Genomic DNA, 25,390 nt, shown 5'->3' with positions numbered 1-25,390 from the left:
CAAGACCCGTGAGTCGTACCTTCAGGACCACCGTGTCCTACGTTCCCGTACCCCGAATTCAACGCTCAGAACAGCTCGGGCCGGCTGACCTGTGTTCTGAGCGTTGAATTCAGGGGTCCTGAACGTAGGACTCGCGCGACGCGAACGTAGGACTCACGGGGCTTGAGTGTTCGACACGCGGGACCTGGGGGTTCGACTCGCGGTGTACGTCGGGGGGCGTAGGTGGGGGTGCCGCTGTCGGGCGGACGCGGTGAGGGGGTGAGGCGGGACACGCTGTGCGGCATGAAACCGAAACTGCGGAAGTCGTGGCTGCTGCTGCACGTCATCTCGTCCGTCGGCTGGCTCGGCGTCACGATCGGGATGCTCGTGCTCGCACTGGCGGCGTTCGACGCGCCCCAGCTCTACCAAGCCATGTCACTGCTCGGCGACCTCGTCGTGTTACCGCTCGCACTCACCGCGCTGGTCACCGGCGTCGTCCTGTCCCTGGGCACGAAGTGGGGCCTGGTGAAGCACCGCTGGGTGCTGGTGAAGTTCGTGCTGACCGTCATCGCCGTGATCGCCACGACGTTCTCCCTGCGTTCCGGCCTGCACGAGGCCGCAGGCGGAGTGGTCGCGGCCGGCAGCGACGTCCTGGTCGCCTGCTGCGTGTCCCTGACCCTCTACACCTTCAACACCGTGCTGTCGGTGTTCAAGCCGTGGGGTCGGACGCGGTGGGGCTGAGCCCGGCACGCCCCAATTCGGCACGTCCCAACTCGGCACGCCCCAGCTCGGCACGCCGCCGCTCGACACCCGCCGCCACCTCCACCGGATCGCACGACGCCAGGTGGTCGCGGACCAGGTCGTGCGGGAACCGGTGCTCGTCCACCAACAGCACCCGGTCCCGCGCGGACTGGAGGATCGCCTTGCGCCCCAACGGGAACTCGTCCAGCGCCAACGGCCGCGCGAGCAGCCCGGCCACCACGTCGAACGGCCGGTTCACGACAGGCGTCACCGCCAGCCCCAGCAGCACACCGGTCACCGCACCCAACGCCGAAGGACGAACCGCGGCACCCGCGAGCGCCGCCAGCCCCACCCCGACCAAGCCCGCCACCGGCAACCACCGCAGCCCGATGGCGCCCCGCGCGTGCAGACCCGCCCACACCCCACGCAGACCACCGACGAACGCACCCACCACCGCCCCCGACGCCAGCCCGATACCGAGACCGACCGGCAGCTCGGCGCCAGGCCCCGTCACCACAGTCACCCCGACCGGCACCAACGCACACGCCAACGCCCAGTACCGGTCACGCGTGTTGCCGTACGCGACAAGCAGCGCGACCACGACGACCACCCCGTACCCGACCGCCGGAGGCCACCCCGAAACCAGCCCACCGAGCATCCCGCCCAGCACCGCCACACCACCGGTGACGAACGCCCCAACCACGAAACCCGTTACCGCCCAACGCCTTCCCCGCCGCACATCACCACGGACCGCGATGAACGCACTGCGCGGCACACCGAGCGTGGCGACAGCGGTGACGACGCCCGCCACCAGACCCAGGCGCACCCCGACCACGAAGCACAACGCGGTCGCCGCACCCGCCAACGCACCCGGCGCGGCCCGGCGGAACAGCCGCCACACCACGTCCGTGCCGACGAAGTCCAGCCACACCTCCCGCGACGGCAACCGGGACCGCGCCTGGAGATCACCCTGACGCCTGGCGATCCGGGCCAGGAACCGCAAAGCCCGCACCGAACGCTCCGAAGAGCCCGAGGAACCAATAGAACCCGAAGAGCCGGAAGGATCACGCGCCACCGACTCCACCAGGTACGTCTCCAGCACTCCCCGGTACTCCGCACGCCCCGCCCGATACGCCAAAGCCAGCAGCCCGAACGCGAGCGGCGTGCGCACCTCGTCCCACAGCTCCGGATCCTTCTCCAGAGCCTCACGCAGCCCATCCAACCGCGGACCACAAGCCGCGATCAGATCCAGGACCTCGTTACGCCCCAACGGATCCACCCGCACCACGTCACAACGAGGCAAGTGCTGGTACTCGTCACCCGCGCTGCACAGCACGACCTCCCGCAGCTTCAACGCGGTGATCCAGGCCAGGCACTCCACCCGGTCCGCCGGGGACAACTCGTCCAGCCCGTCGAACAACAGCACCAGGTTGCCCTGCCGCAGCCACACCCGCCCCAGCCGCGCCCCGATCCGGTACCGCGACGACAACGCCCGCAGCAGCCACTCGCCGAAGTCGTCGTCCCGCCGCCACCCGCCCAGGTCCACCACTGCCGGCACCGGCAGGCTCAGGTCCTGCCGCGCCCGAGCCGCCAACGTCTCCGCGAGCGACAGCAGCAACGTCGTCTTCCCCGCCCCCGGCGACCCCACCACGATCAACGGGTGACGGATGCGCGTAGGCAGCCGCGGCCCCACCCGGGGCACGACACCGAGCTTCAGCCGCACCTGCTCGGCCAACGACCCGTCCACCCGCGCCCGCACGAACCGTTCCACCAAGTCCAGCGCCGCACGCCGATTAGCCGAGTGCGAGGGACGCCGTTGCAGCACGAGCGAGCGAAGCGGTTCCCACGCCGCGAGGCACACTGTGAGCGCGCACAGCACCGCCAGCGCCGGCCACAACCACGCCGCGTACGGGCCGAGCACGTCCAGCGCCGACCCACCCGTGGCCATGTTGACCGCGACGGGGACGAGCACGAGGCACGTCACCGCACCCAGCCCGATCAGCGCGATCAGGCGGGAGGTCCGGCCGAGCCGTCGCGCGTCCATGTGCCCCTTCCGCCAAGTCGCGCTCGACGGTAACGGCGTTCGGAGCGAGGTGGTAGAAGGGTTCCCGTGGTCGACCGGTCACGATCCGTGTCGAACCGGGGCCTTCAGGAAGTCCACGAGCAGCCGGTTCACGGCCTTCGGCTGTTCCAGGTAACCGAAGTGGCCCGCGTCGGCGACCTCCGCGTACCGCGCGCCCGGGATCGCGTCGGCCACCTCGCGCGCCAGGTACGTGGGCAGCACGCGGTCGTCCGCGAAGCCCACCACCAGGCAAGGCACCTTGATCCCGCGGTACGCGTCGAGCCGGCTCTCGGTCTCGTTCATCCCCATCTGCGCCCGCACGCCCTTGCCGACGGTGGAACCGTTCAGCTCCAGGAGGTCCAGCCAGTCCCGCGCCGCACTGGGGTCACGCAGCGTCGCGGGGGACAGGTTAAGCACCGCCGTCACCGCCGCGAAATACTCTCCCGGCAGCTTGATCCCCTGGTCGTGCAGCGCCCGCTCACCCCGTGACAGGGCGCTCTGCAGGTGGTCGTTGCGGCCCGCCGTCGCCAGCATCACGGCCTTCGAGACCAGGTCCGGACGGGCCAGGGCCACTTCCTGCGTCACCCGCGCGCCCATCGACGTGCCGACCAGGTGCGCCCGTCCGCCGAGCGACTCGATCAACGCGACGGTGTCGCCGATCATGTCCTCGATCGCGATCCCGGACGCGCACTCGTCCGTCGGCGGGATGCCCCGGTTGTCGACCGTGGCCACCCGGAACCCGGCGGCCTTCAGCGCGGGCACCTGGTGCGCGCGCCACACCCGGCCGGGGCTGCCGGTGCCCATCAGCATGACGACGAGGTCACCCTCGCCGTCGACCTGGTAGCTGAGGTTGATCCCGTTGAGCGCGACGATCGGCATGGCCCGCAGGTTACTCAATTAGGGTGAACGCCATGAGGCGAGTGATCCTTTCAGGCTCCACGTTCGAAGAACAGATCGGCTACGCGCGGGCCGTGGTCGACGGCGACTGGGTGCACGTCTCCGGCACCACCGGCTTCGACTACGCCACCATGACCATCTCCGACGACGTGGTCGCGCAGGCCGAGCAGTGCCTGGTCAACATCGGCGCCGCGCTGACCGAGGCGGAGTGCGCCTTCGCCGATGTCGTCCGCGTCACGTACTACCTGCCCGACGCCAAGGACTTCGAGCCGTGCTGGCCCGCGTTGCGCGCGGTGTTCGGCGAGGTGCGGCCGGCCGCGACGATGCTGGAGTGCGGCCTGGCCGACCCCCGGATGCGGATCGAGATCGAGGTCACCGCCCGCCGCCGCGCCTGATCAGCGGGACGTGATCAGCGCGGCCCGTGCGCCGGCCACTCGATGGCCGGGCAGCGGTCCATGACCACGTCCAGCCCGGCCGCGGTGGCCCGCTCGTACGCCGCCTCGTCGATCACGTCGAGCTGGAACCACACCGCCTTCGCGCCGATCTCCACCGCCGCGTCGGCGAACTCGCCCGCCGCCTCCGACCGCCGGAACACGTCCACCACGTCCACCGGGAACGGGATGTCGGCCAGCGACGCGTAGCCCTGCTCGCCGTGCACGGTCGGCGCGTCGGGGTGCACGGGCACGATCCGCTTGCCGTGCTGCTTGAGGAACCTCGCCACGCCGTGAGCGGCGCGCTGCGGGTGGTCGGACAGCCCGACCACGGCCCAGGTCTCGCCGTCCGCCAGGATCCGGCGGATCTTCTCGGGGTCACCCCAGGGTTCGGTCATGGCACCAGCCTAGAACGGGCTGACATGAACCTCTTTCGCGTTTAGTCTGGCGAAGTCCGCCGCCGCGGAGCCTTCGAGAGGACTTCTTGATGCGCGCCACCCGATCAGCCCTGATCGTCACGCTCGCCGCCTCCCTGACCGCAACCGCACCTGCAACCGGAACCGCACCCGCGCAGGCACAGACACAGGCACAAGCCGCCGACGGCGTCTACTACCTCCAAAGCGTCACCACCGGCCTGAACGCCGGCGTCTCCGGCACGTCCGTCCTCCAACGACGACCCAAAGGCGACGAGGACCGCCAGCAGTGGACCCTCACCGGCCGCACGCTGCGCGAAGGCACCCAGTGCCTGGGCCGCCAAGCCGACCAGGCCGTGGTCATGGCGTGCACCAGCCCCGACGCGCAGTGGGACGTGCTGCTCGACGGCGACCGGCACCGGCTCAAGGTCCCCGGCGTCGACCGCCACCTGATCGCGTCCGGCACGGACCAGGTGCGGATCGGCACCGGCGCTGACCGCTGGTACCTCACTCCCGTGTCACCCCAACGTGTGCCGGTGCCGGTGGAGGGGGAGCGGCGGCTGGACCAGGTCACCTTCCTCACCACGCACAACGCCTACGCCAACGGCGTGGACGGCGGCTTCGCCCCGCCGTTCGTGAATCTCGCGCCCAACCAGGCCCGCGGGATCGAGCAGCAGCTCCGCGACGGCGTGCGCGGGTTCCAACTGGACATCCACCAGACCCCGGACGGCGCGATCCTGTGCCACAACAGCTGCACGTGGGTCAGCCGCCCGGTGGCGCTGTGGGTGGACGTGCAGCGGATCGTGGACTTCCTCAACCGCAACCCGAACGAGTTCGTCACGGTGTTCCTGGAGGACTACGTCTCCGCCGCGGTGCTGCGCTCCGAGCTCGCCCGCGTCAACGGCCTGGCGAACGTGCTGTTCCGCCCCGACCAGGCGGGCGTCCGGACGAACGGCTGGCCGACCCTGAACACGGTGCGCGCCAACAACAAGCGGCTGATGATCTTCACCGACCACGGGCGTTCGGGCGACTCGCCGCAGCGCGACACGTTCGGCGTGATGTACCAGTCGGAGTGGACGGTCGAGAACTACTGGTCGATGGGCTCCGGCCTGGGCGCGTCGGACTGGTCCTGCCACAGCCGCTGGGCCACGCCGCTGAACCGCACCGAACCCGGTTTCCGGCCGCTGTTCGTGATGAACCACTTCCGGGACGTGCCGATCACCGGCACGGCGACCACCGACAACGGCAAGCTCGCCGACCGCGCCCGCCGGTTCTGCGAGCCCGCCGCGCGCAAGACGCCGACGTACCTGGCCGTGGACCACTACCACCTCGGCAACCCGATGGCGGCGGTCCAGGCCCTGTCCGGCGAACGGTTCTGAGCCGGTCCTAAGCCGCGGGTCGCGGCAGTCCGCAACCGGGGGCGGTCAGGTCGACCCGGCCGTCCCCGGTCAGGCAGGGCGCCAGCTGGTGGGTCACCTGCCCGTACCGGATGCCCTGGCGCACCGTCACCTCGCCGGACTCGTCCACCTCGCACGGGTTGTCGAGCGTGCACCGCTCGCCGTTCTCGTTGCCGGTGTTGTTCACCGCCACGACCTTGCCGGTGGCCGCGTCCAGCACCGGGGAACCCGACGTGCCGCCCTTGCTGTCGCACTGCGCGGTGTAGCGCATCGAACCGCGCCAGGTCCACCGGTCCTCGCGCAGTTCGTGCACGTAACCGTCCGCGTGGCACGCGTAGATCTGACGCCAGTAGCCCGACACCAGCCGGATGCCGATGCCGATCTCCGGGTGCGTCGGCGACAGCTCCAGCGCCCGCGTGCCCATCGCCTCGACCTCGGCGTAGGTGGAGGTCAGCCGGTACAGCGCGACGTCGGTCCCGGACATCGTCGCGTAGGCGAGACCGGACGACCGCAACGTGCCGAGCGTGCCGTCGCCGTCCTTGTCCAGCAAGGTGAACACCCGGTCCGCAGGCTCCTCCACGACGACCTCGTCGACGCCCAGGAGCCGCACGCAGTGCCCGTTGGTCAGCACCATCGCCGGGTCGGACGGATCGTGCTCCGGCGGCCGGACCACCGATCCCGAACAGCCCCGCAACGACACGATCCCGGTGAAGTCGATTTCGACGGCCGGCGCTGTGGGTGTCTCTGGTGCGGCCGGCGTCTGCACTGCCGACGCCGGCGCGGTGAACAGGGACAACACGAGTACGGCGGCGAGAAAGGCAACCAGGTGGCGCATGGGCGGTGATCCAATCAGCCGCCGCCGAACACCGCAGGGCCGTTCACCCGCAAGCGTTATGCCCGCGCGTCATTCGCCCTTTTCACCGTCCGCGAGTTCACGCAGGAAGTCCAGATGGCCGACGTGCCGTGCGGTTTCCTGCACGACGTGCGCGAGGACCCAGCGCACCGTGCGGCCCTTGCCGTCGTGGTCGCCGCGTGTCCGGTCGTCCGCGCCCAATCCGTCGAGCGCGCGCTCCGACCGTGCCCACTCGGCCCGGTACTCGTCGATCACCGACTCGACCGTGTCGCCCTCGTGCATGCGCCACGACGCGTCCGCGTCCTCACCCCACAGCGACGGCAGCTCCACGCCGCCCACCTCGATGGACAGCCACCACCGTTCCACCGCCGTCAGGTGCCGCAGCGCACCGAGCGCGCTCACCACCGGCGACGTCGGGATGGGCGCGGCCGTGGCGTCCGCCCAGCTCAGCCCCTCCACCTTCGACACGGCGGTGAGCCGCAGGAAGGTGAGGAACTCGGTCATCAACCGCAGCTCGTCCTGGGCGTCGGGGCTGGGCCACGTGCGTTTGTTCGAACTCATGTTCGACACCTTACCGAGAGCGGTTAACGCCAACGTGTCATCATGCCGCCGAGCGCCGATTCGTGCCGGTCGTCACCGGTTGATCGTGTGGGCGTCGCGGCACGGAGCCGGAGCTTGCTATCGTCGGAAACGGCGTGTGTGAGCAGACGTGAGGCTGGAGCCACTCCCCGGCAAGCGGGTGGCGTGATCCGCCGCGGGGTGAGGGCACCCCTGCTCATGGAAGACCCACCTGACACCGTTGAACGACGCGTAACGCGTCCTTGTTGCGCCGAGCCGGGCGGCGGGAGCGAGGACTGCCATGGCGCGATCGTCGTTGACCGAACAGCTGGTCGACCTCCGCCGGACCTACACCGGCGAGAACCTGTCCCAGGCCGTGCCCGCGGTGAAAGCGGTGCTGCACGACCTGCCCGATGACCGCCGTGAACGCGTGGTCGACGCCTTGCGCGGCGGCAAGGCTGACGTGCGCGGCCTGTTCCTGCCCGACGCGGAGGGCGACGACCAGCGCGCGCTCGAATCCGTGGTGCTGCAAGCCGGTCTGGACGCGGGCGCCCACCTGCAACTCCGTCCGCCCGCGAGCATGTTGCGGCCGGCGCACGCGTTCAGCGCCGTCGAGCCGGGCAGGCAACTCCGCCTGCACCTCACCGAACACGCCCTGGGCCCGCTGCTCTACGAGTTGCTGCCCAGGTATGACGGCGAGTGGGCGGCGGGGGCGGCCGGTCTGCGGGTCACCCACCACCCCCGTTCGGTGGAACTGCGGCTGCTGGGCCTCGACGCGTCCGTGCACTTCGCGGGCGTGGACGAACGGGCGTGGGCCGACGGGATGAAGTACGTGCGGAACCTGCTGGCGGGCCGTGACATGAGCGCGACGTTCATCGACGGGCCGCTCACCCAGGTCGAGCGCGACCGCCTGGCCGAGGCGCCGCGCCCGACGGGTGTGGGCAGTGCCGTGCTGCGCCGGTACCACCTGTTCGCCGCCGCGCCGTGGGTGCGTGCGCTGGCCCAGGGCGACCAGTGGTGGGTCGAGTGGCCCACGAGCCTCAGCGTGCCGAAGATGGTTGATCAGCTGTTGCACCCGGTGTTCGGGCTGCCGGGGTGTGTGGAAGTTCCCAGTGTCGGGGGCGGTCTCGGCATCTCGACAGGCTGGTACGACCTATTCCTGCGCGAGGTGGACGGTCCGAACCCGGAGCACGAGCCCGCGCTGGCCGCGGTCGAGTGGCCGCGGGGCGTGACGGGCTGGTGGGAGCCGCCGCAGGCGGTGCGCTGACCCGCAGTGCCGGGCGTCCACACGGGCGCCCGGCACGCCCTGGGCCCGCAGTTGCCTGCGATAAGCAGACCCGATCGGGTCACACCTGCCGCCGACTGGTGTCCAGCCGCCCGATCGACAACCTGGCGCAGGCTGGTGTCCGCTTGCCCTGATTGGCTCCTCGCCGCGACAGGGTGTCCACCTGCCTGGTCGACACCCTGTCGCGGACCGTGTGCCGCCGCCCCGATCGGCCTCCCACCGCACGATGGCGTCCACCCGGCGCGTTCGGCCGATCGGCCAGGCCCGAACCGACCAAGCCGGCGGCGGTGGCCGCGATCACGGCCAGGTCGCCCCGGTGCGGCCCGACCCGCCGGTAGACTGCGGTTTCGTCCGACGCGACCGCGTCGAGCCGCCGTCAGAACGTCAATGTCAGGAGGACCCCGGTGACCCAACCGGCTGCCGAGGCCCAGCCCGAGGCCGCGCCACGGCGTGTGCTCGTGGCCGAGGACGAAGCCCTCATCCGACTCGACCTGGTCGAGATGCTGCGCGAAGAGGGGTACGAGGTGGCCGGTCAGGCCGCCGACGGCGACGAGGCGGTCACGCTGGCCACCGAGCTGCGACCGGACCTGGTCATCATGGATGTCAAGATGCCGAAGGTCGACGGCATCGAGGCCGCTTCGGTGATCGCGGGCAAGCGCATCGCCCCGGTCGTCATCCTCACCGCGTTCAGCCAGCGCGACCTCGTGGAGCGCGCGCGTGACGCCGGCGCGATGGCCTACCTGGTCAAGCCGTTCGCCAAGCGCGACCTGGTGCCCGCGATCGAACTGGCGATGAGCCGGTTCGCCGAGTTGCAGGCCCTGGAGAACGAGGTCGCCGGGCTCACCGACCGCCTGGAGACGCGCAAGGTGGTCGAGCGCGCCAAGGGATTGCTGATGACCAAGCAGGGTCTGTCGGAGCCCGAGGCATTCCGTTGGGTGCAGCGGACGGCTATGGATCGCCGCACGACGATGAAGGCCGTGGCCGAAGCCGTCATCGAAAACTTCGGGTGACTAACCCCCGCGAGTGATACACGTTCGAGTATCGGACAGTGCCTCGGCCATTGTTGGTCACAGCCCGCATTGACCACGTGACCTGCGGCGATTTGAGCTGGATTTAGGGTTGTTAACGTCAGGGCATTTTCCGGTGACTACCGTCACGATGTGGACACAGAGCAGTAAGACCACCTGTTCATCGAACTCACTTGAAGCTACGTTCCTGCCCTAACCCAGCCCTCGTGTGAGGGCATCCGCCTACCGGCGGGATGGTTGGTGTCATGGGAGGTATTCCGGTGTCAGGAGCACGACTCGGCCGAGTTCTGGCGCTGGCGGCGGCTTCGTCGCTGGTGCTCGCGGCTTGCGCTGGAGGCGGCGGCGGTGGCGACGCGGGTGGCGAAGTCACCTCGGTCAAGATCGGGTTCATGGGTGACCTCACCGGTGAGAACTCGGCGATCGTGATTCCGCCCCGGAACGGCGCGAAGATGGCGATCGACGAGTACAACGCCACGAACCCCAAGGTCAAGATCGAGCTGGTGCCGTACGACAGCCAGGGCAAGCCCGACCAGGCGACCTCGCTGATCACGAAGGCAGTCACCCAGGACAAGATCGTCGGCCTGATCGGCCCGGCCTTCTCCGGTGAGTCGAAGGCCATCGGCGGCCAGCTGGAGGAGAGCAAGCTCCCCAGCGTCTCGCCGTCCGCCACGAACCCCGGCCTGGCGCAGAACGGCTGGACGTACTGGCACCGCGTCGTCGCCAACGACGACGACCAGGGCCCCGGCATCGCCGAGTTCCTGGTGAAGGCCAAGGCCCCGAAGAAGGCGTTCGTCCTGTCCGACGACCAGGAGTACAGCGTCGGCCTGGCCGACGCCGTCGCCAAGTCGTTCGAGAGCGCCAGTGTCACGGTCGAGCGGGACAAGTTCGCGAAGGACGCGTCCGACTACTCGTCCACCGTCACTAAGGTCGCCGCGTCGAAGCCCGACGTGATCGTCTTCGGCGGTTACTACGCGCAGGCCGGCCGGCTGCTCAAGCAGCTGCGCGACGGCGGCGTCACGGCCATGTTCGCTTCCGGCGACGGCTCGCTCGACCAGCAGCTGGTGACCGGCGCGGGTGCCGCGGCGGCCGAGGGCGCTGTCCTCGCCTGCCCGTGCAACATCCCGTCGGCGGACGTGACCGGCCCGTTGAAGGAGTTCTTCGACAAGTACAAGAAGAGCGCCAACGCCGACCCGGCGATCTACGCGACCGAGGGCTACGACGCCGCGACTGCCTTCATCAAGGCCGTCCAGGCGGGCAACACCACCGGTGAGAAGATCAACGAGTACCTGAAGACGATCAGCTTCGACGGCATCTCCAAGCCGATCAAGTTCAAGGCGAACGGCGAGCCGGAGAACAACGCGATCTTCGTCTACCAGGTCAAGGGCGGCGTCCTCAAGCTGCTCGGGCCGGCGGAGGAAGCGAAGCTCGAAGGCTGATCCGGGACGGATTAGGCAAGCAAGCTAGCGAGCTGGGGAGCGGGCGCGCGTCGTGGGAACGACGGCGCCCGCTCCCCACCACTATGGCTATGTTCTCTCCCCGCCCGTCTCGTGAGGCAACCTGTCATGCTTGATGATTTCCTCAACCAGTTCCTACCCAGCACGGTGGGCGGACTGGTGTTCGGCTCCATCTACGCGCTGATCGCCCTCGGCTACACGATGGTCTACGGCGTGCTGCGTTTGATCAACTTCGCGCACTCCGAGATCTTCATGATCGGCACCTTCACGTCGCTCGTGGTGATCACCGCGGTCGCGCCCGCGTCGCCACTGACCGGGTTCGCGCTGTTCGGCGTGATGCTGTTGATCATCGCGTTGTCCGCCCTGATCTCCGGCGGAGCCGCGATGCTGCTTGAGGTGGTGGCCTACCGGCCGCTGCGCAAGAAGGGGGCCACCCGGCTCACCGCGCTGATCTCCGCGATCGGCGCGTCGCTGTTCCTGCAAGAGCTGTTCGCGCTGGTCATCATCCCGTGGCTGACCGGCAAGCCCGGCCGCAACCAGCAGTCGTCGCCACGCCTGGTCGACCGCGACACCGTGTTCTCCATCGGCAACGCGGCGATCCGCACCGACCACATCATCGTGATCGTGGCCGCCGTCATCATGATGATCGCGCTGGACCGCGTGGTGAACCGCACCAAGATCGGCCGCGGCATCCGCGCCACCGCGCAGGACCCCGAAGCCGCCGTGCTCATGGGCGTCAGCATCGACAACATCGTCCGGGTCACGTTCCTCCTCGGCGGCGCGATGGCCGGTGTCGCCGGCGCGCTTTACCTGATGGAGTTCGAGAACACCGTCTTCAACGTCGGTTTCGTGCTCGGCATCAAAGCGTTCACGGCGGCCGTGCTCGGCGGTATTGGCAACCTGCGCGGCGCACTGCTCGGCGGTGTCGTGCTCGGCCTCATCGAGAACTGGGGCGCGATCTTCCTGGGTTCGGAGTGGAAGGACGTGATCGCGTTCACCGTGCTGGTGATCGTGCTGATGTTCCGCCCGACCGGCATCCTGGGTGAATCCCTACAGAAGGCCCGCGCATGAAAGGCAACGGAGTGACTGGCAACGCGAATCCGTTGAGGCGTGTGGGCGCCTTGTTCGACGGCGCCCGCGACTGGTGGGAACACGCCAAGGTGTGGCAGCGGTACCTCGTGTACCTGGGCGCGATCGTGTTCGCACTGGTGCTGCCCGCGCCGTGGATCGGCAGCTTCATGTCGCCCGGCTCGGACTGGACGACGGTGCTGATCTACCCGATCGGCACCTACATCCTGCTCGCGATCGGCCTGAACATCGTGGTCGGCCAAGCGGGCCTGCTCGACCTCGGTTTCGTCGCGTTCTTCGCCATCGGCGGCTACTCGGTGGCCTACTTCGGCACCCAGTACGGCTGGAACTACTGGGCGACGGTCGCGTTCGGCATCCTGATCACCGCGGTGTCCGGCGTCATCCTCGGCGCGCCGACGCTGCGCCTGCGCGGCGACTACCTGGCGATCGTGACGCTCGGCTTCGGTGAGATCGTCCGCATCACGGCGAACAACACCGACGAGATCGGCGGCGCGCGCGGCATCACCAACATCCCGCACCCGACGGACATCCCGGGTGTGGTCGAGTTCGCGCTCCTGCCCGCGCCGTACTACTACCTGATGGTGGCCGCCATCATCGTGGTGATCATCTTCTCGGTGCGGTTGCAGAAGAGCCGGGTCGGCCGCGCGTGGGCCGCGATCCGGGAGGACGAGGACGCGGCCGAGCTGATGGGCGTGCCGACGTTCAAGTTCAAGCTCCTCGCGTTCGCCATCGGAGCCATGATCGGCGGCCTGGCGGGTGGCATCTACGCGGGCAAGGCCGTGTTCATCGAGCCGAACACGTTCCCGTTCATCCTGTCCGCGACGATCCTCGCCGCGGTTGTGCTCGGCGGCTCCGGCAACCTGCCCGGCGTCATGCTCGGCGCGTTCGTCATCGCCTGGCTGCCGGAGCGGTTCCGCGAGGTCGAGTGGCTGAAGGACGCGCTCGGCGGCAAGGACCCGGCGGAGTTCCGCATCCTGCTGTTCGGTGGCGTGCTGGTGCTGATGATGGGCTTGAAGCCGGAAGGCCTGCTGCCCTCCCGAAGGCGCAAGGCCGAACTGCACGAGGGCACCGGCGGCATGGGCACGATGGGTGCCGAGGTCGCGGGTCCGGACACCGATGTGACCACGACGGAGGCGGCCAAGTGAGCACTCCCGTCCTTCAGCTGGACAACGTGACCATGCGCTTCGGCGGCGTGGTCGCCCTCCGCGAAGCGAAGATCAGCGTCAACCAGGGCGAGATCTTCGCCCTGATCGGCCCGAACGGCGCGGGCAAGACCACCGTGTTCAACGTGGTCACCGGCGTCTACCAGCCGACCGAGGGCCAGGTGCTGTTCAACGGCACGCGGATCGACGGCGGCAAGCGGTTCAAGATCACCAAGCAGGGCATCGCCCGCACGTTCCAGAACATCCGGCTGTTCCACAACATGTCGGCGCTGGAGAACGTGATGGTGGGCGCGGACGCGCACCACAAGACCGGTGCGATCGGCGCCACGCTGAACCTGCCCTGGCACCGCAAGGAGGAGAAGCGCGGCCGTGAGCTGGCCCGGGAGCTGCTGGACTTCGTCGGCATCCCCGGCCGGATGAGCGAGACCGCGAAGAACCTGCCCTACGGCGACCAGCGGCGGCTCGAGATCGCCCGCGCCCTGGCCACGGACCCGAAGCTGCTCCTGCTGGACGAGCCCGCGGCGGGGATGAACCCGGCCGAGAAGGAATCGCTCCAGGCGCTGATCCGCAAGATCCGCGACAGCGGCCGGACCGTGCTGCTGATCGAGCACGACATGAGCCTGGTCATGGGCGTCAGCGACCGCGTGGCGGTGCTGGACTTCGGCCAGCTGATCGCAGAAGGGCTCCCGCAAGAGGTGCAGAACAACCCGAAGGTCATCGAGGCCTACCTGGGGGTGTCCGACGATGCTTCTTGAGATCAAGGACATCCACGTCCACTACGGGAAGATCGCCGCGATCAAGGGCATCAGCCTCGAAGTGGACGAAGGCGAGATCGTCTCGCTGATCGGCGCCAACGGCGCGGGCAAGACGACGACCCTCAAGACGATCTCCGGCCTGCGCCCGCTGACCAGCGGCCAGATCCTGTTCAACGGCGCGGACATCTCCAAGATGCCCGGCCACAAGCGGGTCGTCGCGGGGATCGGCCAGTCACCGGAAGGCCGCGGCGTGTTCCCCGGCATGACGGTGCAGGAGAACCTCCTGATGGGTGCCTACACCCGCAAGGAGGCGCTGGACGCCGACCTGGCCGAGGTCTACGAGCTGTTCCCGCGGCTCGCCGAGCGGAAGAACCAGTTCGGCGGCACCATGTCCGGCGGCGAGCAGCAGATGATCGCCATCGGCCGGGCGCTGATGACCAAGCCGAAGGTGCTCCTGCTAGACGAGCCGTCGATGGGCCTCGCGCCCATGCTCATCGCGCAGATCTTCGAGATCATCAAGGAGATCAACAAGCGTGGCACGACCGTGCTGCTGGTGGAGCAGAACGCGCAGCAGGCGCTGAAGCTCTCCCACCGCGCGTACGTGCTGGAGACCGGCCGGGTCGTCAAGAGCGCCCCCGGCCTGGAGCTCCTGGACGACCCGCAGGTGCGCGCGGCGTACCTCGGCGGGCACTGAGTCCGGGCACTGAGTCCGGGAACTGAGTCCGAAACCCGCCGGCCCAGCCTTGGTCAAGGCTGGGCCAGCGGGATCTCGGTGCTCGACTGGTCCTTCAGGTCGGTCAGCGTCGGACCGCCGTACACCCGCAGGGCCAGCGGTTTCGCGTCCTTCGGCAGGTCGTAGTAGACGTCGTACTCCAGGCGCACGTTCGCGCCGAGGTCGATCGTCTCCGGCTGCCGCTTCACGTTCATCGCCTGCGTGTCCACCGCGTGCTCGGCCTCGAGGTCGTCGATCATCACGTGCCGGCGCGCGTCGAACGACACGCTGCTGCGACCGTTGTTGATCACCGTCAGCCGGATACGGACGAACTGGCCCTTGGCGTGGTACTCGGCGTGGCTGCCGATCAGCGTCGGCATCTCCGTGGTCAGCCCGACCAGCGTGAACGCCGTGTCGCCGTCCGACGTGGTCGGGATCTTCAGCACCTTCTCGTCCGGCCGCACCGCCTGCGCCGGCACCGGGTACGTCGGGGCGGGGGACGTCGCCGACTGCGGGCCCGCCTCGACCGGGATACCGCCGCACGCCGTCGCCGACCCGGCCGCCAGGACCACGGACATCACCGCCACCAGCCGCCGCACGCCCACCTCCACTCCACGGGTTCCCCACTCCGGGTGTTCCACGCCGGCGGGGAGCCGGACCGCACATTCACGCTTTAGGGGCATCCTTGAGGAAGCACGTGAGCCGGGCCGTGCACGCGCGCCGCCCCTGCTCGTCGGTGATCGCGATCTCGTAGGTGGCGGTGCTGCGACCGCGGTGGATCGGCGTGCACACACCCGTGACGACACCCTCCGTGACGCCCCGGTGGTGCGTGCAGGACAGCTCCAGCCCCACCGCCAGCCGTTCCGGCGCCGCGTGCATGGCCGCCGCGACCGAGCCCAGGGTCTCCGCCAGCACCGCGTTCGCGCCGCCGTGCAGCAGCCCGTACGGCTGCCGGTTGCCCTTCACGGGCATCGTCCCGACCAGCCGATCGGCATCCCAATGGGTGATCTCGATGCCGAGTTTCGAGGTCAGCTGCTCGTGGTCGGCGTCGTGGTCGGCGCCGGGCATGTCCTCGGGTGCTGACGTCACGTGCGCTCCACTCGGTTGCTCCACTCGGTGCAGAAGTGTCGGACCCTCACCCTAGACTCGCCGGCGTGAGCACTTCAGAAGCCTCCCGTCTGCTGCTGGTCGACGGCCACTCGATGGCCTACCGGGCGTTCTTCGCGCTGCCCAAGGAGAACTTCCAGACCGGCACGGGCCAGACCACCAACGCGGTCTACGGCTTCACCTCGATGTTGATCAACCTGCTGCGCGACGAGAAGCCCACCCACATCGCGGTGGCGTTCGACGTCTCGCGCAAGACGTTCCGCAGCGAGGCCTACGCGGAGTACAAGGCCGGCCGCAGCGAGACACCGCAGGAGTTCCGCGGCCAGGTCAGCCTCATCGAGGACGTGCTCGGCACGCTTTCCATCCCGGCGCTCTCGAAGGACAACTACGAGGCCGACGACCTGATCGCCACGCTCACCACCCAGGCGACGGCGGCGGGCTTCGAGGTGCTGATCTGTACCGGCGACCGGGACGCGTTGCAGCTGGTCACGGACAAGGTGACGGTGCTGTACCCGGTCAAGGGCGTGTCCGAGATGGCCCGGTACACCCCCGACCTGGTGCTGGAGAAGCAGGGCGTGCCGCCCGAGCTGTACGCCGACTACGCGGCGGTGCGCGGCGACTCGTCGGACAACCTGCCGAACACGCCCGGCGTCGGCCCGAAGACGATCGTGAAGCTGCTCACCCAGTTCGGCTCGCTCGACGGCCTCATCGACCACGTCGACGAGGTGGCCGGCAAGGTGGGCGACGCGCTGCGCGCGAACCTGTCCAACATCATGCTGAACCGGCAGCTCACCGAGCTGGTCAAGGACGTCGAGCTGCCCCTCGGCCCGGCCGACCTCGAAGCCAGGCCGTGGGACCGGGACGCGGTGCACCGGCTGTTCGACGAGCTGGAGTTCCGGGTCCTGCGTGACCGGCTGTTCTCCACCCTGTCCACCGCCGAGCCGGAGGCCGACGAGGGCTTCACGGTCAGCGGCGGCGCGGTGCCGGTCGGCACGCTGGCGTCGTGGCTCGACGCGCACGCCCGGTCCGGCCGGGTCTCCGTCGCGTTCCGCTCGTCCGCCGGCGAGATCGAAGGGCTGGCGCTCGCGGCGGTCGGCGGCGAGGGCGGGTACGTCGACGTCGCGTCGCTGACCGAGGAAGACGAGAATGCGCTGGCCGCGTGGCTGGCCGACGAGTCGGTGCCGAAGGCGGCGCACGACCTGAAGCTGCCGCTGCGCCAGCTCAGGGCACGTGGCTGGAAGCTGCGCGGGATCACCAGCGACACGGCGCTGGCGGCGTACCTCGTGCGGCCCGGCCAGCGGTCGTTCGCGCTGGACGACCTGGCGCTGCGCTACCTCAAGCGCGAGCTGCGCGCGGAGGAGCCGGACGACGGCCAGCTGTCGCTGCTGGCGGACGAGGACGAGGAGCGCGAGAAGGTCGCGACGTCGACCATCGTGCGGGCGTTCGCGGTGGGCGAGCTGGCCGACGCGCTGGACCGCGAGCTGGTGGCCACCGGCCAGGCGTCGCTGCTGTCGTCGTTGGAGCTGCCGCTGATGATGGTGCTCGACGAGGTCGAAGCGGTCGGCATCGCGATCGACTCCGAGCACCTGGCGGCGTTGGAGGCGCACTTCTCGGCGGGCGTGAAGCAGGCCGCGCAGGACGCGTACTCGGTGATCGGCAAGGAGATCAACCTCGGCTCGCCCAAGCAGCTCCAGACGGTGCTGTTCGACGAGCTCCAGATGCCGAAGACGAAGAAGACCAAGACCGGGTACACGACGGACGCGGACGCGTTGCAGAACCTGTTCGAGGCCACGCAGCACCCGTTCCTCCAGCACCTGCTCGCGCACCGGGACACGACCAGGCTGAAGTCGACGGTCGACGGGCTGCTCAAGTCGGTGGCCGACGACGGCCGCATCCACACCACGTTCCACCAGACGATCGCGGCGACCGGGCGGCTGTCGTCCACGGACCCGAACCTCCAGAACATCCCGATCCGGACGGACGAGGGGCGGCGCATCCGCGAGGCGTTCGTGGTCGGGCCGGGCTACAGCGAGCTGATGACGGCCGACTACAGCCAGATCGAGATGCGGATCATGGCGCACCTGTCCGAGGACGCGGGCCTGATCGAGGCGTTCCGCAGCGGGGAGGACCTGCACACGTTCGTCGCGTCGCGGGCGTTCTCGGTGCCCACGTCGGAGGTGTCGGGCGAGCAGCGCCGGCGGGTGAAGGCGATGTCGTACGGGTTGGCGTACGGGCTTTCGGAGTACGGGCTGGCGCAGCAGCTGCGGATCTCGGCGGCGGAGGCGCGGGAGCAGAAGGAGGCGTACTTCGCCCGGTTCGGCGGCGTGCGCGACTACCTGCACGCGGTGGTGGAGGACGCGCGGAAGAAGGGCTACACCGAGACGATCCTCGGCCGGCGCCGCTACCTGCCGGACCTGACCAGCGACAACCGGCAGCGCCGGGAGATGGCCGAGCGGATGGCGTTGAACGCGCCGATCCAGGGGAGCGCGGCGGACATCATCAAGGTGGCGATGCTGGGCGTGTTCCGTGCGCTGGAGGAGTCCGGTCTGAGGTCGCGGATGCTGCTCCAGGTGCACGACGAACTGGTGCTGGAGATCGCCGAGGGCGAGCGCGAGCAGGTAGAGGCCCTCGTCCGCGACCAGATGGGCCGGGCGTACGAGCTGTCGGTGACGATGGAGGTCTCGGTCGGCGTGGGCCGTTCCTGGGACGCCGCCGCGCACTGACGCCGCGCGCTGACGCCGCGCGCTGACGCCGCGCACTGACGCCGCGCGCTGCTGACGGGCGCTGCTGACGGGCGCTGCTGACGGGCGCTGCTGACGGGCGCTGCTGACGGGCGCTGCTGACGGGCGCTGCTGACGGGCGCTGGCGCGCGCCGACACGCCGCCGCGCACTGAGCCGCACTGACGGGCGCCGACGCGCGCCGAGCGGGTCGCCGCCGAGAGCAGCCGGTTCTGCGCGGGTCCGCCGGTCGGTCCGCCGGGTGGGTTTACCCAGGGTCGCCAGCCGGCTCAGCTCGGGTCGCGCAGCGGCGTCACCCGGACGTCGCGCGCGGTCAGGTCGGCGCCGCACTCGTCGCACGCCACGTGCACCCCGACGCCACCCCCGCACGAGCGGTGGTGCAGGTCGAACGATGGGCCCTCGTCCGGCGACATCCACTTGTCGCCCCACTTCCGCAGCGCCATCAGCACCGGGTACAGGTCGAGACCCTTCTCCGTGAGCCGGTACTCGTAGCGCGTCCGCACGTCCTTGTACGCCTCCCGGCGCAGGATGCCCTCCTCGACCAGCGTGCCCAGCCGTTCGGTCAGCACGCTGCGCGAAATGTCCATCGCCGCCTGGAAGTCCTCGAACCGCCGCGTGCCCAGGAACGCCTGCCGCAGCAGCAGCAACGTCCACCGCTCGCCCAGCAGGGCAGCGGGCAGCGACACCGTGCACAGCTCGTCGGCAACCTTCACGGGGGCCATGTCAGTCGACAATACCCCTTGCGTTCGGAAAACGGATCCAGCTAGGGTTCGGAATCCGAACTCAAGGGGCGTGCGCCATGAAAGTCCGCGAACTGAACGCCGCCGAAGCCGGTGCGGCGGTCGACACCGTCTTCCACGGCCTGTCCCCGCAGAGCCGCTACCTGCGGTTCCACGCTCCGATGCCGCGCCTCACCGCCACCATGCGCCGCCAGCTCACCGACCTCGACGGCTACCGCAAGGCCGCCGTCGTCGCCGAGTGCCACCGCACGCCCATCGGCATCGCCCGCCTGGCCGCGACCGGCGACGACACCGCCGAGATCGCCCTCGCCGTCGTCGACCCGTGGCAGCGCAAAGGCGTCGGCACCCGGCTCATCACCGCCCTCGGCCGGCTCGCCACCGACCTCCGCTACACCGAGCTGCACGGCGACGTCCTCGGCCACAACGAACCGATGCTGCGCCTCGTCGCCCGCGTGTTCCCCGGAGCGCGGCTGGTCCGCGAGGAGGACGACGTCATCCGGGTCACCTATCCGTTGAACTACCAGTTGACCCACGAAGACCTGGTGGCAGACCTCCGGTGGTGAGCACAATGACCCGCATGCGACGGGTCTTCGGGTTGGCGCTCATCCTGGTCCTGCTGGCACCACCGGCGATGGCGTCATCGCCGCCCGGCGACCAGCCACTCCCCGGCTACACGATCAACAACCCGCCCCTGCCGCCCGCACAGGTCGGCGGCGAACCGTCACGGGTGCTGCAAGGCGTGCACGAGCACGCCGCGTACATCATCGAGGTCCCGCCGCGATGGAACGGCCGCCTCGCCATGTGGGCCCACGGCTACCGCGGCGCGAGCACCGTCCTCACTGTCGACCCGCCCGGCTTCGGACTGCGCCAGAAGCTCCTCGACCAGGGCTTCGCCTGGGCCGCGTCCAGCTACTACGCCAACACCTACGACGTGAAAGCCGGCGTCCTCGGCACGCACGACCTGGCCAAGCACTTCCACAAGCTGGTCGGCAAACCGACGGACACGTTCATCGTGGGCGCCTCCATGGGCGGCCACGTCATCGGCCGGTCGCTGGAGCAGTTCCCCGGCTTCTACAAAGGCGCCCTGCCCCTGTGCGGTGTGCTCGGCGACCACGAGCTGTTCGACTTCATCCTCGACTACAACGTGGTGGCCCAAGCCATCAGCGGCATCCGCGCGTGGCCCGCGCCGCAGGACTACCTGAGTGCCGTCGTCCCGCGCATCCAGGCCGAACTCGGCCTGACCGGCACCCCGAACGAACGCGGCGCGCAGTTCGTCTCCATCGTCACCAACCGCAGCGGCGGGCCGCGTCCGGGTTCGGCGCAAGCGTTCGCGTTCTGGAAGGACTTCCTGTTCGGTCTCGCGGTCACGGCGTCGGGGGAAGGGCTGGCCCAAAGTCCCGGTCAGATCGCGACCAACGCGACGACCCGGTACGAGCCCAACGCGCCGGTCGACGTGAACCGGTCGGTCGAGCGCGTCCTGCCGCAGAACCTCAAGGCCCGTCTGACGCCGAAGCTGACCGAAGTGCCCCGCATCGCCGGCCGTCCGACCGCGCCGGTGCTGTCGCTGCACGGGCTGGGCGACATGTTCGTGCCGTTCTCGATGGAGCAGATCTACTCGCGGGACGTCGACCGCAACGACCGCGGCCACCTGCTCGCGCAGCGGGCGATCCGCACGATCAACCACTGCGAGTTCAGCCCGACCGAGGTGGGCACGGCGTGGGACGACCTGGTGACGTGGGCCGACACCGGCCGCCGGCCCGCCGGTGACGTCGTGGACGACCCGGCCGTCGTCGCCGCCCCCGACTACGGCTGCCGCTTCAGCGACCCCGCCGCCTACACCGCGCCGAACACCACCCGCCGCCTCTTCCCGGCCTGCTAGGCGTTCTGGGCGGATTTCAGCAGACGCACGCCGATCGGGATCGCCTCGCCGAGCAGGCCGATCCCGATCGACAGCGTCAACGCGTTTTTGACGTGACTGTGCTAAGGGGCCGTGCCCAAGGTCGTAGATCCCGATGTCCGCCGCCGCGAGGTAGCCGAAGCCGTGTTCCGCGAAGTCCGGCGGCACGGCCTGGAGCAGGCGTCGCTGCGCAACGTCGCCGACGAGGCCGGCCTCGCCGTGGGGTCGGTCCGGCACTACTTCGCCGACCACGACTTCCTGCTCCGGTTCGCGCTCACGGAACTCACCGACAGGTTGGAGCGCCGTGTGCTGGCCGTGCCGGGCAGGCTCGTTCCGCGACGACGCCCGAGGTCCGGCGGCAGGCGGTCGCGAACCTGCTCGGCGAACTGCTGCCCCTCGACCCGGACCGGAGGGACGAGTCGGAGATCTGGCCTTCGTCACCGCCGCGCGCACCTGGCCGACGCTGAAGCCGGAAGCACGGCGGTTGCACGCGGGGATGCGGACGCTGATCGGCAAGATCCTGACCGAGGGCGGGGTGGCGGACCTGGCGCTGGAGACCGAACGGCTGGCCTCGCTCCTCGACGGCCTCGCCGTGAACGGGGTGCTCCAGCCTTCCCTGACCACGCCGGATGTCATGCGCGCGGTGCTGCGTCGGCACCTGGAGTCGCTGCCCAGCCGGTGAGAACCGCGCTTGACGGTGTGTCGCGCGGGCGGGCTAGGGTGGTGGAAAGCGCTTACCTGGAGGCTTGGCATGGCACACAAGCGTTACGCGGTCGTGGGCACCGGTGCGCGGGCGGAGCTGCACATCGACGCGATCGTCGCGCACGCGGAGCGGGGGGAGTTGGTGGCGTTCTGCGACGTCAACCCCACTCGCATGGCGGTGCACAACGAACGCCTGGCCCGGCCCGTGCCGACGTACGCCGCCGAGGACTTCCTCCGGATGATCGAGGTGGAGCGGGTCGACGTGGTGGTCGTCTGCACCGTTGATCGGCACCACGACACCTACATCGTGGAGGCGTTGGACGCGGGTTGTGATGTCGTGACCGAGAAGCCGATGACGGTCGACGCGGCCGGCGTGGGCAAGGTGTTCGACGCGGTGGAGCGGAACGACGGTCAGGTCACCGTCACGTTCAACTACCGGTACAACCCGGTGCACGAGAAGGTGCGAGAGCTGCTGACCGGTGGAGCGGTGGGCGAGATCGGTTCAGTGCACTTCGAGTGGCTGCTGGACGTGCGCCACGGCGCCGACTACTTCCGGCGCTGGCACCGGGACAAGGCGAACTCCGGTGGCCTGATGGTGCACAAGGCCACGCATCACTTCGACCTGCTGAACTGGTGGGTCGATTCAGTGCCGGAGGTCGTGTACGCGCACGGGCGGCTGTTCTTCTACGGGGAGGAGAACGGCGAACGTCACGGCAACGGTCGGCCCTACGGTCGGGTGCACGGTTCACCGGAGGCCGTGGACGACCCGTTCGCCCTGCACATCGACCGCGACCCGTGGCTGCGCCGGTTGTACTTGGATGCGGAGCACGAGGACGGTTACCAGCGGGACCAGAACCCCTTCGCGCCCGGTGTGTCCATTGAGGACGACATGTCTGTGCTGGTCAGGTATGCGAGCGGTGCGAACCTGACGTACCACCTGACCGCGTACTCGCCGTGGGAGGGCTATCGGCTGATGGTCAACGGCAGTAGGGGGCGGCTGGAACTGGAGGTCGTGGAGAACAGTTGGGTGAGCGGCCAGCAGCCCGCGGTGCACGGCAAGGAGGCGAATCCCGAGGAGGGCAGTGCTCGGCTGACGGTCCAGCCACTGTTCGAACGGGCACGGGAGGTTCCCCTGGAGTTCGGCAGCGTCGGGCACGGCGGTGCGGACGCGCGGATGACCAAGGTCCTGTACGGCCCACCCGGCCAACCGGACCCGCTGGCCCGGCAAGCCACCCACCGTGACGGGGCACTCTCACTGCTGACGGGTTTCGCCGCCAACCAAAGCTTCGAAACCGGCCACCCAGTCCACGTAACCGACCTACTCAACCTCCACTAGCCCCGCCCACGCCCACCACCACCGACGTGCCCCGCTCGCGCCGACCTGTGCACGAACGCAACCGCTCGCCCAGCCCGCGCCCAGCCCGCGCTGCCGGCTGCCTGCCCGGCCGGGTTGTGGGCCGGCCATCTCACGTCAGGCGCTGCCCAACTGCCGTCAGGCGCTGCCCAACTGCGCCCCGAGCCCCTATACGCCTTGCCCGGCGATCGGCCCGCTCGCGCACCGGCCGACCCACACACCCGACCGACCCGCGCGCGTGCCCGATCGACCCGACCGACCCGCGCGTGCCGATCGACCCCACCGACCCGCGCGCGTGCCCGATCGACCCGACCGACCCGCGCGCCCGACCGGCTCGTGCGCGTGCGCGACCGGCCGCCGTGCGTGTCCGATCGACCCGCGCGTGTCTGACTGACCGCCGTGCCTGCGCGACCCGACCCGTGGTGGGCGGCTGCCAATCTGGCCCGATCCGATCCGCTGTCCGACCCGACCAGGTTGGCAGACGCTCACCAGGTTGGCAGACGCGTACCCGTTACCCGCACCCGTGCCCGTGCCCGTGCCCGACCATGGCCCGTGTGCGTGTTCCGCGTCCGACCAGGGCCTGTCCGACCAGCCTGCATGACCAGCCACCTGCATGACCAGCCACCTGCCTGACCAGTCTGTCCACCTCGCCTGCCCGACGCCTCACCCACCTGTCCCCGCCGCGCCGCCGCCTCCTTCTTTCCCGGCAACGCAGCTCCTCCGCCAAAAGTTGCCCATTCATCGCCGGTTAGCTCGGAAGGGTGATCTTCAGTCGGTGTTCCCCGGTCTTCACCAGGGCTTGCGGTGCGGCGGTAGCCTGGCTCGGTGCCGCTCTTGGGACCCACCGACGAGTTGCCGCACCCGCCACGCCGGGTGCTCGTGGCCGGCACGTCCGGCTCGGGGAAATCTACCCTGGCGAACCTCGTCGCCCGCACTCTTGGCTTGCCCTATGTGGAAATGGACTCGTTGTTCCACGGTCCACAGTGGACAAAACGGCCGGAGTTCGAGTCCGACGTGCGTCGATTCGTCAAACTCGGCGCCTGGGCGACGGAGTGGCAGTACAGCCCGGCCCGGCCGGTGCTGCTGGAGCACGCGGACACGTTGGTCTGGTTGGACCACCCCCGGCACGTCGTGATGCGCCGGGTGGCGGTGCGCACCGCGGTCCGCCGCGTCCGCCGCCAGGAACTGTGGAACGGCAACGTCGAACCGCCCCTGCATACGGTGTTCACCGATCGGGAACACCTGCTGCGCTGGGCGTGGAAATCGCACAGCCGCACCGGCGAACGAGTCCGCGCCGTGCTCGAAGGAGAGCACGCCGAACGGGTCACGGTGGTGCGTCTGCGTGGGCAGCGTGAGGTCGACCAATGGCGGTCAGGCCCTCTGCGCCGGGCCGCCGAACGGGGCGAGGAGTCGGTGCGATGAACGAGCGGACGGCGTTGGTGTTGGGCGGCACGGGGATGCTGAAGGGGTGCGCGGACGAGTTGCTCGCGCAGGGGTGGCAAGTGGTGCTCCCCAGCCGCCGCCCGGAGGGGACGTTGGGCCGCGCGGCCAAAGCGGCGTTGCGCGGGCGCAGCCATTTGCCGCACGTGAGCGAGGTCCGGGAAGTCGGCGAAGCGGAGCAGATCACGGTGACGGCGGACTGGTCCCGACCGCAGGAGCTGGTGGACCGGGTCCGCGAGGTGATGGACCGACCGGCGGACCTGCTGGTGGCATGGGTGCACGCGAGCTACCGCGACGACGTGCTCAAGGCCGTCGCACCCCTCCTCGCCCCGCACGCCCCCGTGGTGGAGGTCCACGACAGCGGCGCGATCAACCCGGTCCGCGGCGTGCCCGACCCGGCCCTGGACGGCCACCCGACCCAGCAGGTGGTGCTGGGCTTCATCCGCCACGGCGGCAGCACCCGCTGGCTCAGCCACGAGGAGACGTCGGTGGGCGTCCTCGAAGCCGTGCACCGGGCCTTGGCCGGCAGACCGCCGTCGGTGCACCAGGTCGGCGAGGTCGACACCTGGGTCATGCGGCACTGACAGCGGTCCG

Annotated in this window: 25 protein-coding genes; 17 read left to right on the top strand and 8 right to left on the bottom strand. The window is 69.6% G+C overall.

Features of this window, described 5'->3' with window-relative positions:
* Positions 1 to 282 precede the first annotated feature (282 nt).
* Complete coding sequence (locus tag F4560_RS23190) at positions 283 to 720, top strand: DUF2269 domain-containing protein (RefSeq protein WP_184923130.1); 438 nt, start codon at positions 283 to 285, stop codon at positions 718 to 720.
* On the opposite strand, the gene F4560_RS23185 is transcribed toward F4560_RS23190, so the two are convergent.
* Positions 689 to 2,764: an NACHT domain-containing protein gene (locus tag F4560_RS23185; RefSeq protein ID WP_184923128.1), complete on the bottom strand. Its 2,076-nt coding sequence runs from the start codon at positions 2,762 to 2,764 to the stop codon at positions 689 to 691. The genes F4560_RS23190 and F4560_RS23185 overlap by 32 nt on opposite strands.
* Before the next feature lie 78 nt (positions 2,765 to 2,842).
* A complete protein-coding gene (locus F4560_RS23180) occupies positions 2,843 to 3,661 on the bottom strand; it encodes an alpha/beta fold hydrolase (protein ID WP_184923126.1) in 819 nt (272 codons plus the stop codon).
* Between the two features lie 32 nt (positions 3,662 to 3,693).
* Here F4560_RS23180 and F4560_RS23175 point away from each other — a divergent pair, with 32 nt between their 5' ends.
* A complete protein-coding gene (locus F4560_RS23175) occupies positions 3,694 to 4,074 on the top strand; it encodes a RidA family protein (protein ID WP_184923123.1) in 381 nt (126 codons plus the stop codon).
* A 14-nt stretch (positions 4,075 to 4,088) separates the two neighbouring features.
* Here F4560_RS23175 and F4560_RS23170 read toward each other — a convergent pair whose 3' ends face one another.
* The gene (locus F4560_RS23170) at positions 4,089 to 4,508 is read right to left on the bottom strand and encodes a CoA-binding protein (RefSeq protein ID WP_184923121.1); all 420 of its coding nucleotides are present in this window, start codon (positions 4,506 to 4,508) and stop codon (positions 4,089 to 4,091) included.
* An 89-nt stretch (positions 4,509 to 4,597) separates the two neighbouring features.
* Between F4560_RS23170 and F4560_RS23165 the strand changes: the two genes are divergently transcribed.
* Positions 4,598 to 5,902: a PI-PLC domain-containing protein gene (locus tag F4560_RS23165; RefSeq protein ID WP_184923119.1), complete on the top strand. Its 1,305-nt coding sequence runs from the start codon at positions 4,598 to 4,600 to the stop codon at positions 5,900 to 5,902.
* Between the two features lie 7 nt (positions 5,903 to 5,909).
* Here the strand turns inward: F4560_RS23165 and F4560_RS23160 are convergent, their stop codons facing one another.
* Positions 5,910 to 6,755 carry a S1 family peptidase gene (locus F4560_RS23160; RefSeq protein WP_184923117.1) on the bottom strand — a complete coding sequence of 282 codons (846 nt, stop codon included), beginning with the start codon at positions 6,753 to 6,755 and terminating at the stop codon, positions 5,910 to 5,912.
* 69 nt (positions 6,756 to 6,824) lie between these two features.
* On the bottom strand, positions 6,825 to 7,334 hold the full coding sequence (locus F4560_RS23155) for a DinB family protein (protein WP_184923115.1): 510 nt from the start codon (positions 7,332 to 7,334) through the stop codon (positions 6,825 to 6,827).
* A 298-nt stretch (positions 7,335 to 7,632) separates the two neighbouring features.
* On the opposite strand from F4560_RS23155, the gene F4560_RS23150 reads away from it, so the two are divergent.
* From F4560_RS23150 to F4560_RS23120, 7 genes are all read left to right on the top strand, one after another.
* A complete protein-coding gene (locus tag F4560_RS23150) occupies positions 7,633 to 8,598 on the top strand; it encodes a hypothetical protein (protein WP_184923113.1) in 966 nt (321 codons plus the stop codon).
* A gap of 422 nt (positions 8,599 to 9,020) precedes the next feature.
* Positions 9,021 to 9,626 (top strand): ANTAR domain-containing response regulator, encoded by a 606-nt coding sequence (locus F4560_RS23145; RefSeq protein ID WP_033437907.1) that lies wholly within the window; start codon positions 9,021 to 9,023, stop codon positions 9,624 to 9,626.
* 278 nt (positions 9,627 to 9,904) lie between these two features.
* Positions 9,905 to 11,080, top strand: a complete 1,176-nt coding sequence (locus F4560_RS23140) for a branched-chain amino acid ABC transporter substrate-binding protein (RefSeq protein WP_312869437.1) — start codon at positions 9,905 to 9,907, stop codon at positions 11,078 to 11,080.
* Positions 11,081 to 11,206: 126 nt separating this feature from the next.
* Positions 11,207 to 12,169: a branched-chain amino acid ABC transporter permease gene (locus F4560_RS23135; protein WP_184923109.1), complete on the top strand. Its 963-nt coding sequence runs from the start codon at positions 11,207 to 11,209 to the stop codon at positions 12,167 to 12,169.
* Complete coding sequence (locus tag F4560_RS23130) at positions 12,166 to 13,332, top strand: branched-chain amino acid ABC transporter permease (RefSeq protein WP_184923107.1); 1,167 nt, start codon at positions 12,166 to 12,168, stop codon at positions 13,330 to 13,332. Before F4560_RS23135 ends, F4560_RS23130 begins: the two co-directional genes overlap by 4 nt.
* Before the next feature lie 32 nt (positions 13,333 to 13,364).
* Positions 13,365 to 14,105, top strand: a complete 741-nt coding sequence (locus F4560_RS23125; protein ID WP_184929333.1) for an ABC transporter ATP-binding protein — start codon at positions 13,365 to 13,367, stop codon at positions 14,103 to 14,105.
* On the top strand, positions 14,095 to 14,799 hold the full coding sequence (locus F4560_RS23120) for an ABC transporter ATP-binding protein (protein ID WP_184923105.1): 705 nt from the start codon (positions 14,095 to 14,097) through the stop codon (positions 14,797 to 14,799). Before F4560_RS23125 ends, F4560_RS23120 begins: the two co-directional genes overlap by 11 nt.
* Before the next feature lie 53 nt (positions 14,800 to 14,852).
* Here F4560_RS23120 and F4560_RS23115 read toward each other — a convergent pair whose 3' ends face one another.
* Complete coding sequence (locus tag F4560_RS23115) at positions 14,853 to 15,416, bottom strand: DUF4352 domain-containing protein (protein ID WP_312869436.1); 564 nt, start codon at positions 15,414 to 15,416, stop codon at positions 14,853 to 14,855.
* 67 nt (positions 15,417 to 15,483) lie between these two features.
* Entirely contained in the window at positions 15,484 to 15,885 is a 402-nt protein-coding gene (locus tag F4560_RS23110; RefSeq protein ID WP_184929331.1) for a hotdog fold thioesterase, read from the bottom strand.
* Positions 15,886 to 15,971: 86 nt separating this feature from the next.
* Between F4560_RS23110 and polA the strand changes: the two genes are divergently transcribed.
* Positions 15,972 to 18,647, top strand: a complete 2,676-nt coding sequence (gene polA, locus F4560_RS23105) for a DNA polymerase I (RefSeq protein ID WP_184923103.1) — start codon at positions 15,972 to 15,974, stop codon at positions 18,645 to 18,647.
* Between the two features lie 285 nt (positions 18,648 to 18,932).
* Here the strand turns inward: polA and F4560_RS23100 are convergent, their stop codons facing one another.
* Positions 18,933 to 19,385, bottom strand: a complete 453-nt coding sequence (locus F4560_RS23100) for a winged helix-turn-helix transcriptional regulator (protein ID WP_184923101.1) — start codon at positions 19,383 to 19,385, stop codon at positions 18,933 to 18,935.
* 77 nt (positions 19,386 to 19,462) lie between these two features.
* On the opposite strand from F4560_RS23100, the gene F4560_RS23095 reads away from it, so the two are divergent.
* The 6 genes from F4560_RS23095 (at position 19,463) to F4560_RS23070 (ending at position 25,380) form a co-directional block, all read left to right on the top strand.
* Positions 19,463 to 19,966: a GNAT family N-acetyltransferase gene (locus F4560_RS23095; protein ID WP_184923099.1), complete on the top strand. Its 504-nt coding sequence runs from the start codon at positions 19,463 to 19,465 to the stop codon at positions 19,964 to 19,966.
* A 14-nt stretch (positions 19,967 to 19,980) separates the two neighbouring features.
* Positions 19,981 to 21,282, top strand: a complete 1,302-nt coding sequence (locus F4560_RS23090) for an alpha/beta hydrolase (RefSeq protein WP_246477874.1) — start codon at positions 19,981 to 19,983, stop codon at positions 21,280 to 21,282.
* A gap of 322 nt (positions 21,283 to 21,604) precedes the next feature.
* A complete protein-coding gene (locus tag F4560_RS46255; RefSeq protein WP_312869435.1) occupies positions 21,605 to 21,982 on the top strand; it encodes a TetR family transcriptional regulator C-terminal domain-containing protein in 378 nt (125 codons plus the stop codon).
* 69 nt (positions 21,983 to 22,051) lie between these two features.
* Entirely contained in the window at positions 22,052 to 23,338 is a 1,287-nt protein-coding gene (locus F4560_RS23080; RefSeq protein WP_184923095.1) for a Gfo/Idh/MocA family protein, read from the top strand.
* 843 nt (positions 23,339 to 24,181) lie between these two features.
* Entirely contained in the window at positions 24,182 to 24,778 is a 597-nt protein-coding gene (locus tag F4560_RS23075; RefSeq protein ID WP_312869434.1) for a P-loop NTPase family protein, read from the top strand.
* Positions 24,775 to 25,380 carry a Rossmann-fold NAD(P)-binding domain-containing protein gene (locus tag F4560_RS23070; protein WP_184923093.1) on the top strand — a complete coding sequence of 202 codons (606 nt, stop codon included), beginning with the start codon at positions 24,775 to 24,777 and terminating at the stop codon, positions 25,378 to 25,380. Before F4560_RS23075 ends, F4560_RS23070 begins: the two co-directional genes overlap by 4 nt.
* Positions 25,381 to 25,390 lie beyond the last annotated feature (10 nt).

The sequence above is a fragment of the Saccharothrix ecbatanensis genome (assembly GCF_014205015.1).
In the GTDB taxonomy this organism is placed as follows: Bacteria; Actinomycetota; Actinomycetes; order Mycobacteriales; family Pseudonocardiaceae; genus Actinosynnema; species Actinosynnema ecbatanense.
This window is presented reverse-complemented; position numbering and strand designations above follow the sequence as displayed.

What these genes read in the sequence shown, in the direction of transcription:
- F4560_RS23190 (WP_184923130.1), top strand. Translation starts at nt 283, where the DNA reads ATGAAACCGAAACTGCGGAAGTCGTGGCTGCTGCTGCACGTCATCTCG.
- F4560_RS23185 (WP_184923128.1), bottom strand. Translation starts at nt 2,764, where the DNA reads ATGGACGCGCGACGGCTCGGCCGGACCTCCCGCCTGATCGCGCTGATC.
- F4560_RS23180 (WP_184923126.1), bottom strand. Translation starts at nt 3,661, where the DNA reads ATGCCGATCGTCGCGCTCAACGGGATCAACCTCAGCTACCAGGTCGAC.
- F4560_RS23175 (WP_184923123.1), top strand. Translation starts at nt 3,694, where the DNA reads ATGAGGCGAGTGATCCTTTCAGGCTCCACGTTCGAAGAACAGATCGGC.
- F4560_RS23170 (WP_184923121.1), bottom strand. Translation starts at nt 4,508, where the DNA reads ATGACCGAACCCTGGGGTGACCCCGAGAAGATCCGCCGGATCCTGGCG.
- F4560_RS23165 (WP_184923119.1), top strand. Translation starts at nt 4,598, where the DNA reads ATGCGCGCCACCCGATCAGCCCTGATCGTCACGCTCGCCGCCTCCCTG.
- F4560_RS23160 (WP_184923117.1), bottom strand. Translation starts at nt 6,755, where the DNA reads ATGCGCCACCTGGTTGCCTTTCTCGCCGCCGTACTCGTGTTGTCCCTG.
- F4560_RS23155 (WP_184923115.1), bottom strand. Translation starts at nt 7,334, where the DNA reads ATGAGTTCGAACAAACGCACGTGGCCCAGCCCCGACGCCCAGGACGAG.
- F4560_RS23150 (WP_184923113.1), top strand. Translation starts at nt 7,633, where the DNA reads ATGGCGCGATCGTCGTTGACCGAACAGCTGGTCGACCTCCGCCGGACC.
- F4560_RS23135 (WP_184923109.1), top strand. Translation starts at nt 11,207, where the DNA reads ATGCTTGATGATTTCCTCAACCAGTTCCTACCCAGCACGGTGGGCGGA.
- F4560_RS23130 (WP_184923107.1), top strand. Translation starts at nt 12,166, where the DNA reads ATGAAAGGCAACGGAGTGACTGGCAACGCGAATCCGTTGAGGCGTGTG.
- F4560_RS23125 (WP_184929333.1), top strand. Translation starts at nt 13,365, where the DNA reads ATGCGCTTCGGCGGCGTGGTCGCCCTCCGCGAAGCGAAGATCAGCGTC.
- F4560_RS23120 (WP_184923105.1), top strand. Translation starts at nt 14,095, where the DNA reads ATGCTTCTTGAGATCAAGGACATCCACGTCCACTACGGGAAGATCGCC.
- F4560_RS23110 (WP_184929331.1), bottom strand. Translation starts at nt 15,885, where the DNA reads ATGCCCGGCGCCGACCACGACGCCGACCACGAGCAGCTGACCTCGAAA.
- F4560_RS23100 (WP_184923101.1), bottom strand. Translation starts at nt 19,385, where the DNA reads ATGGCCCCCGTGAAGGTTGCCGACGAGCTGTGCACGGTGTCGCTGCCC.
- F4560_RS23095 (WP_184923099.1), top strand. Translation starts at nt 19,463, where the DNA reads ATGAAAGTCCGCGAACTGAACGCCGCCGAAGCCGGTGCGGCGGTCGAC.
- F4560_RS23090 (WP_246477874.1), top strand. Translation starts at nt 19,981, where the DNA reads ATGCGACGGGTCTTCGGGTTGGCGCTCATCCTGGTCCTGCTGGCACCA.
- F4560_RS23080 (WP_184923095.1), top strand. Translation starts at nt 22,052, where the DNA reads ATGGCACACAAGCGTTACGCGGTCGTGGGCACCGGTGCGCGGGCGGAG.
- F4560_RS23070 (WP_184923093.1), top strand. Translation starts at nt 24,775, where the DNA reads ATGAACGAGCGGACGGCGTTGGTGTTGGGCGGCACGGGGATGCTGAAG.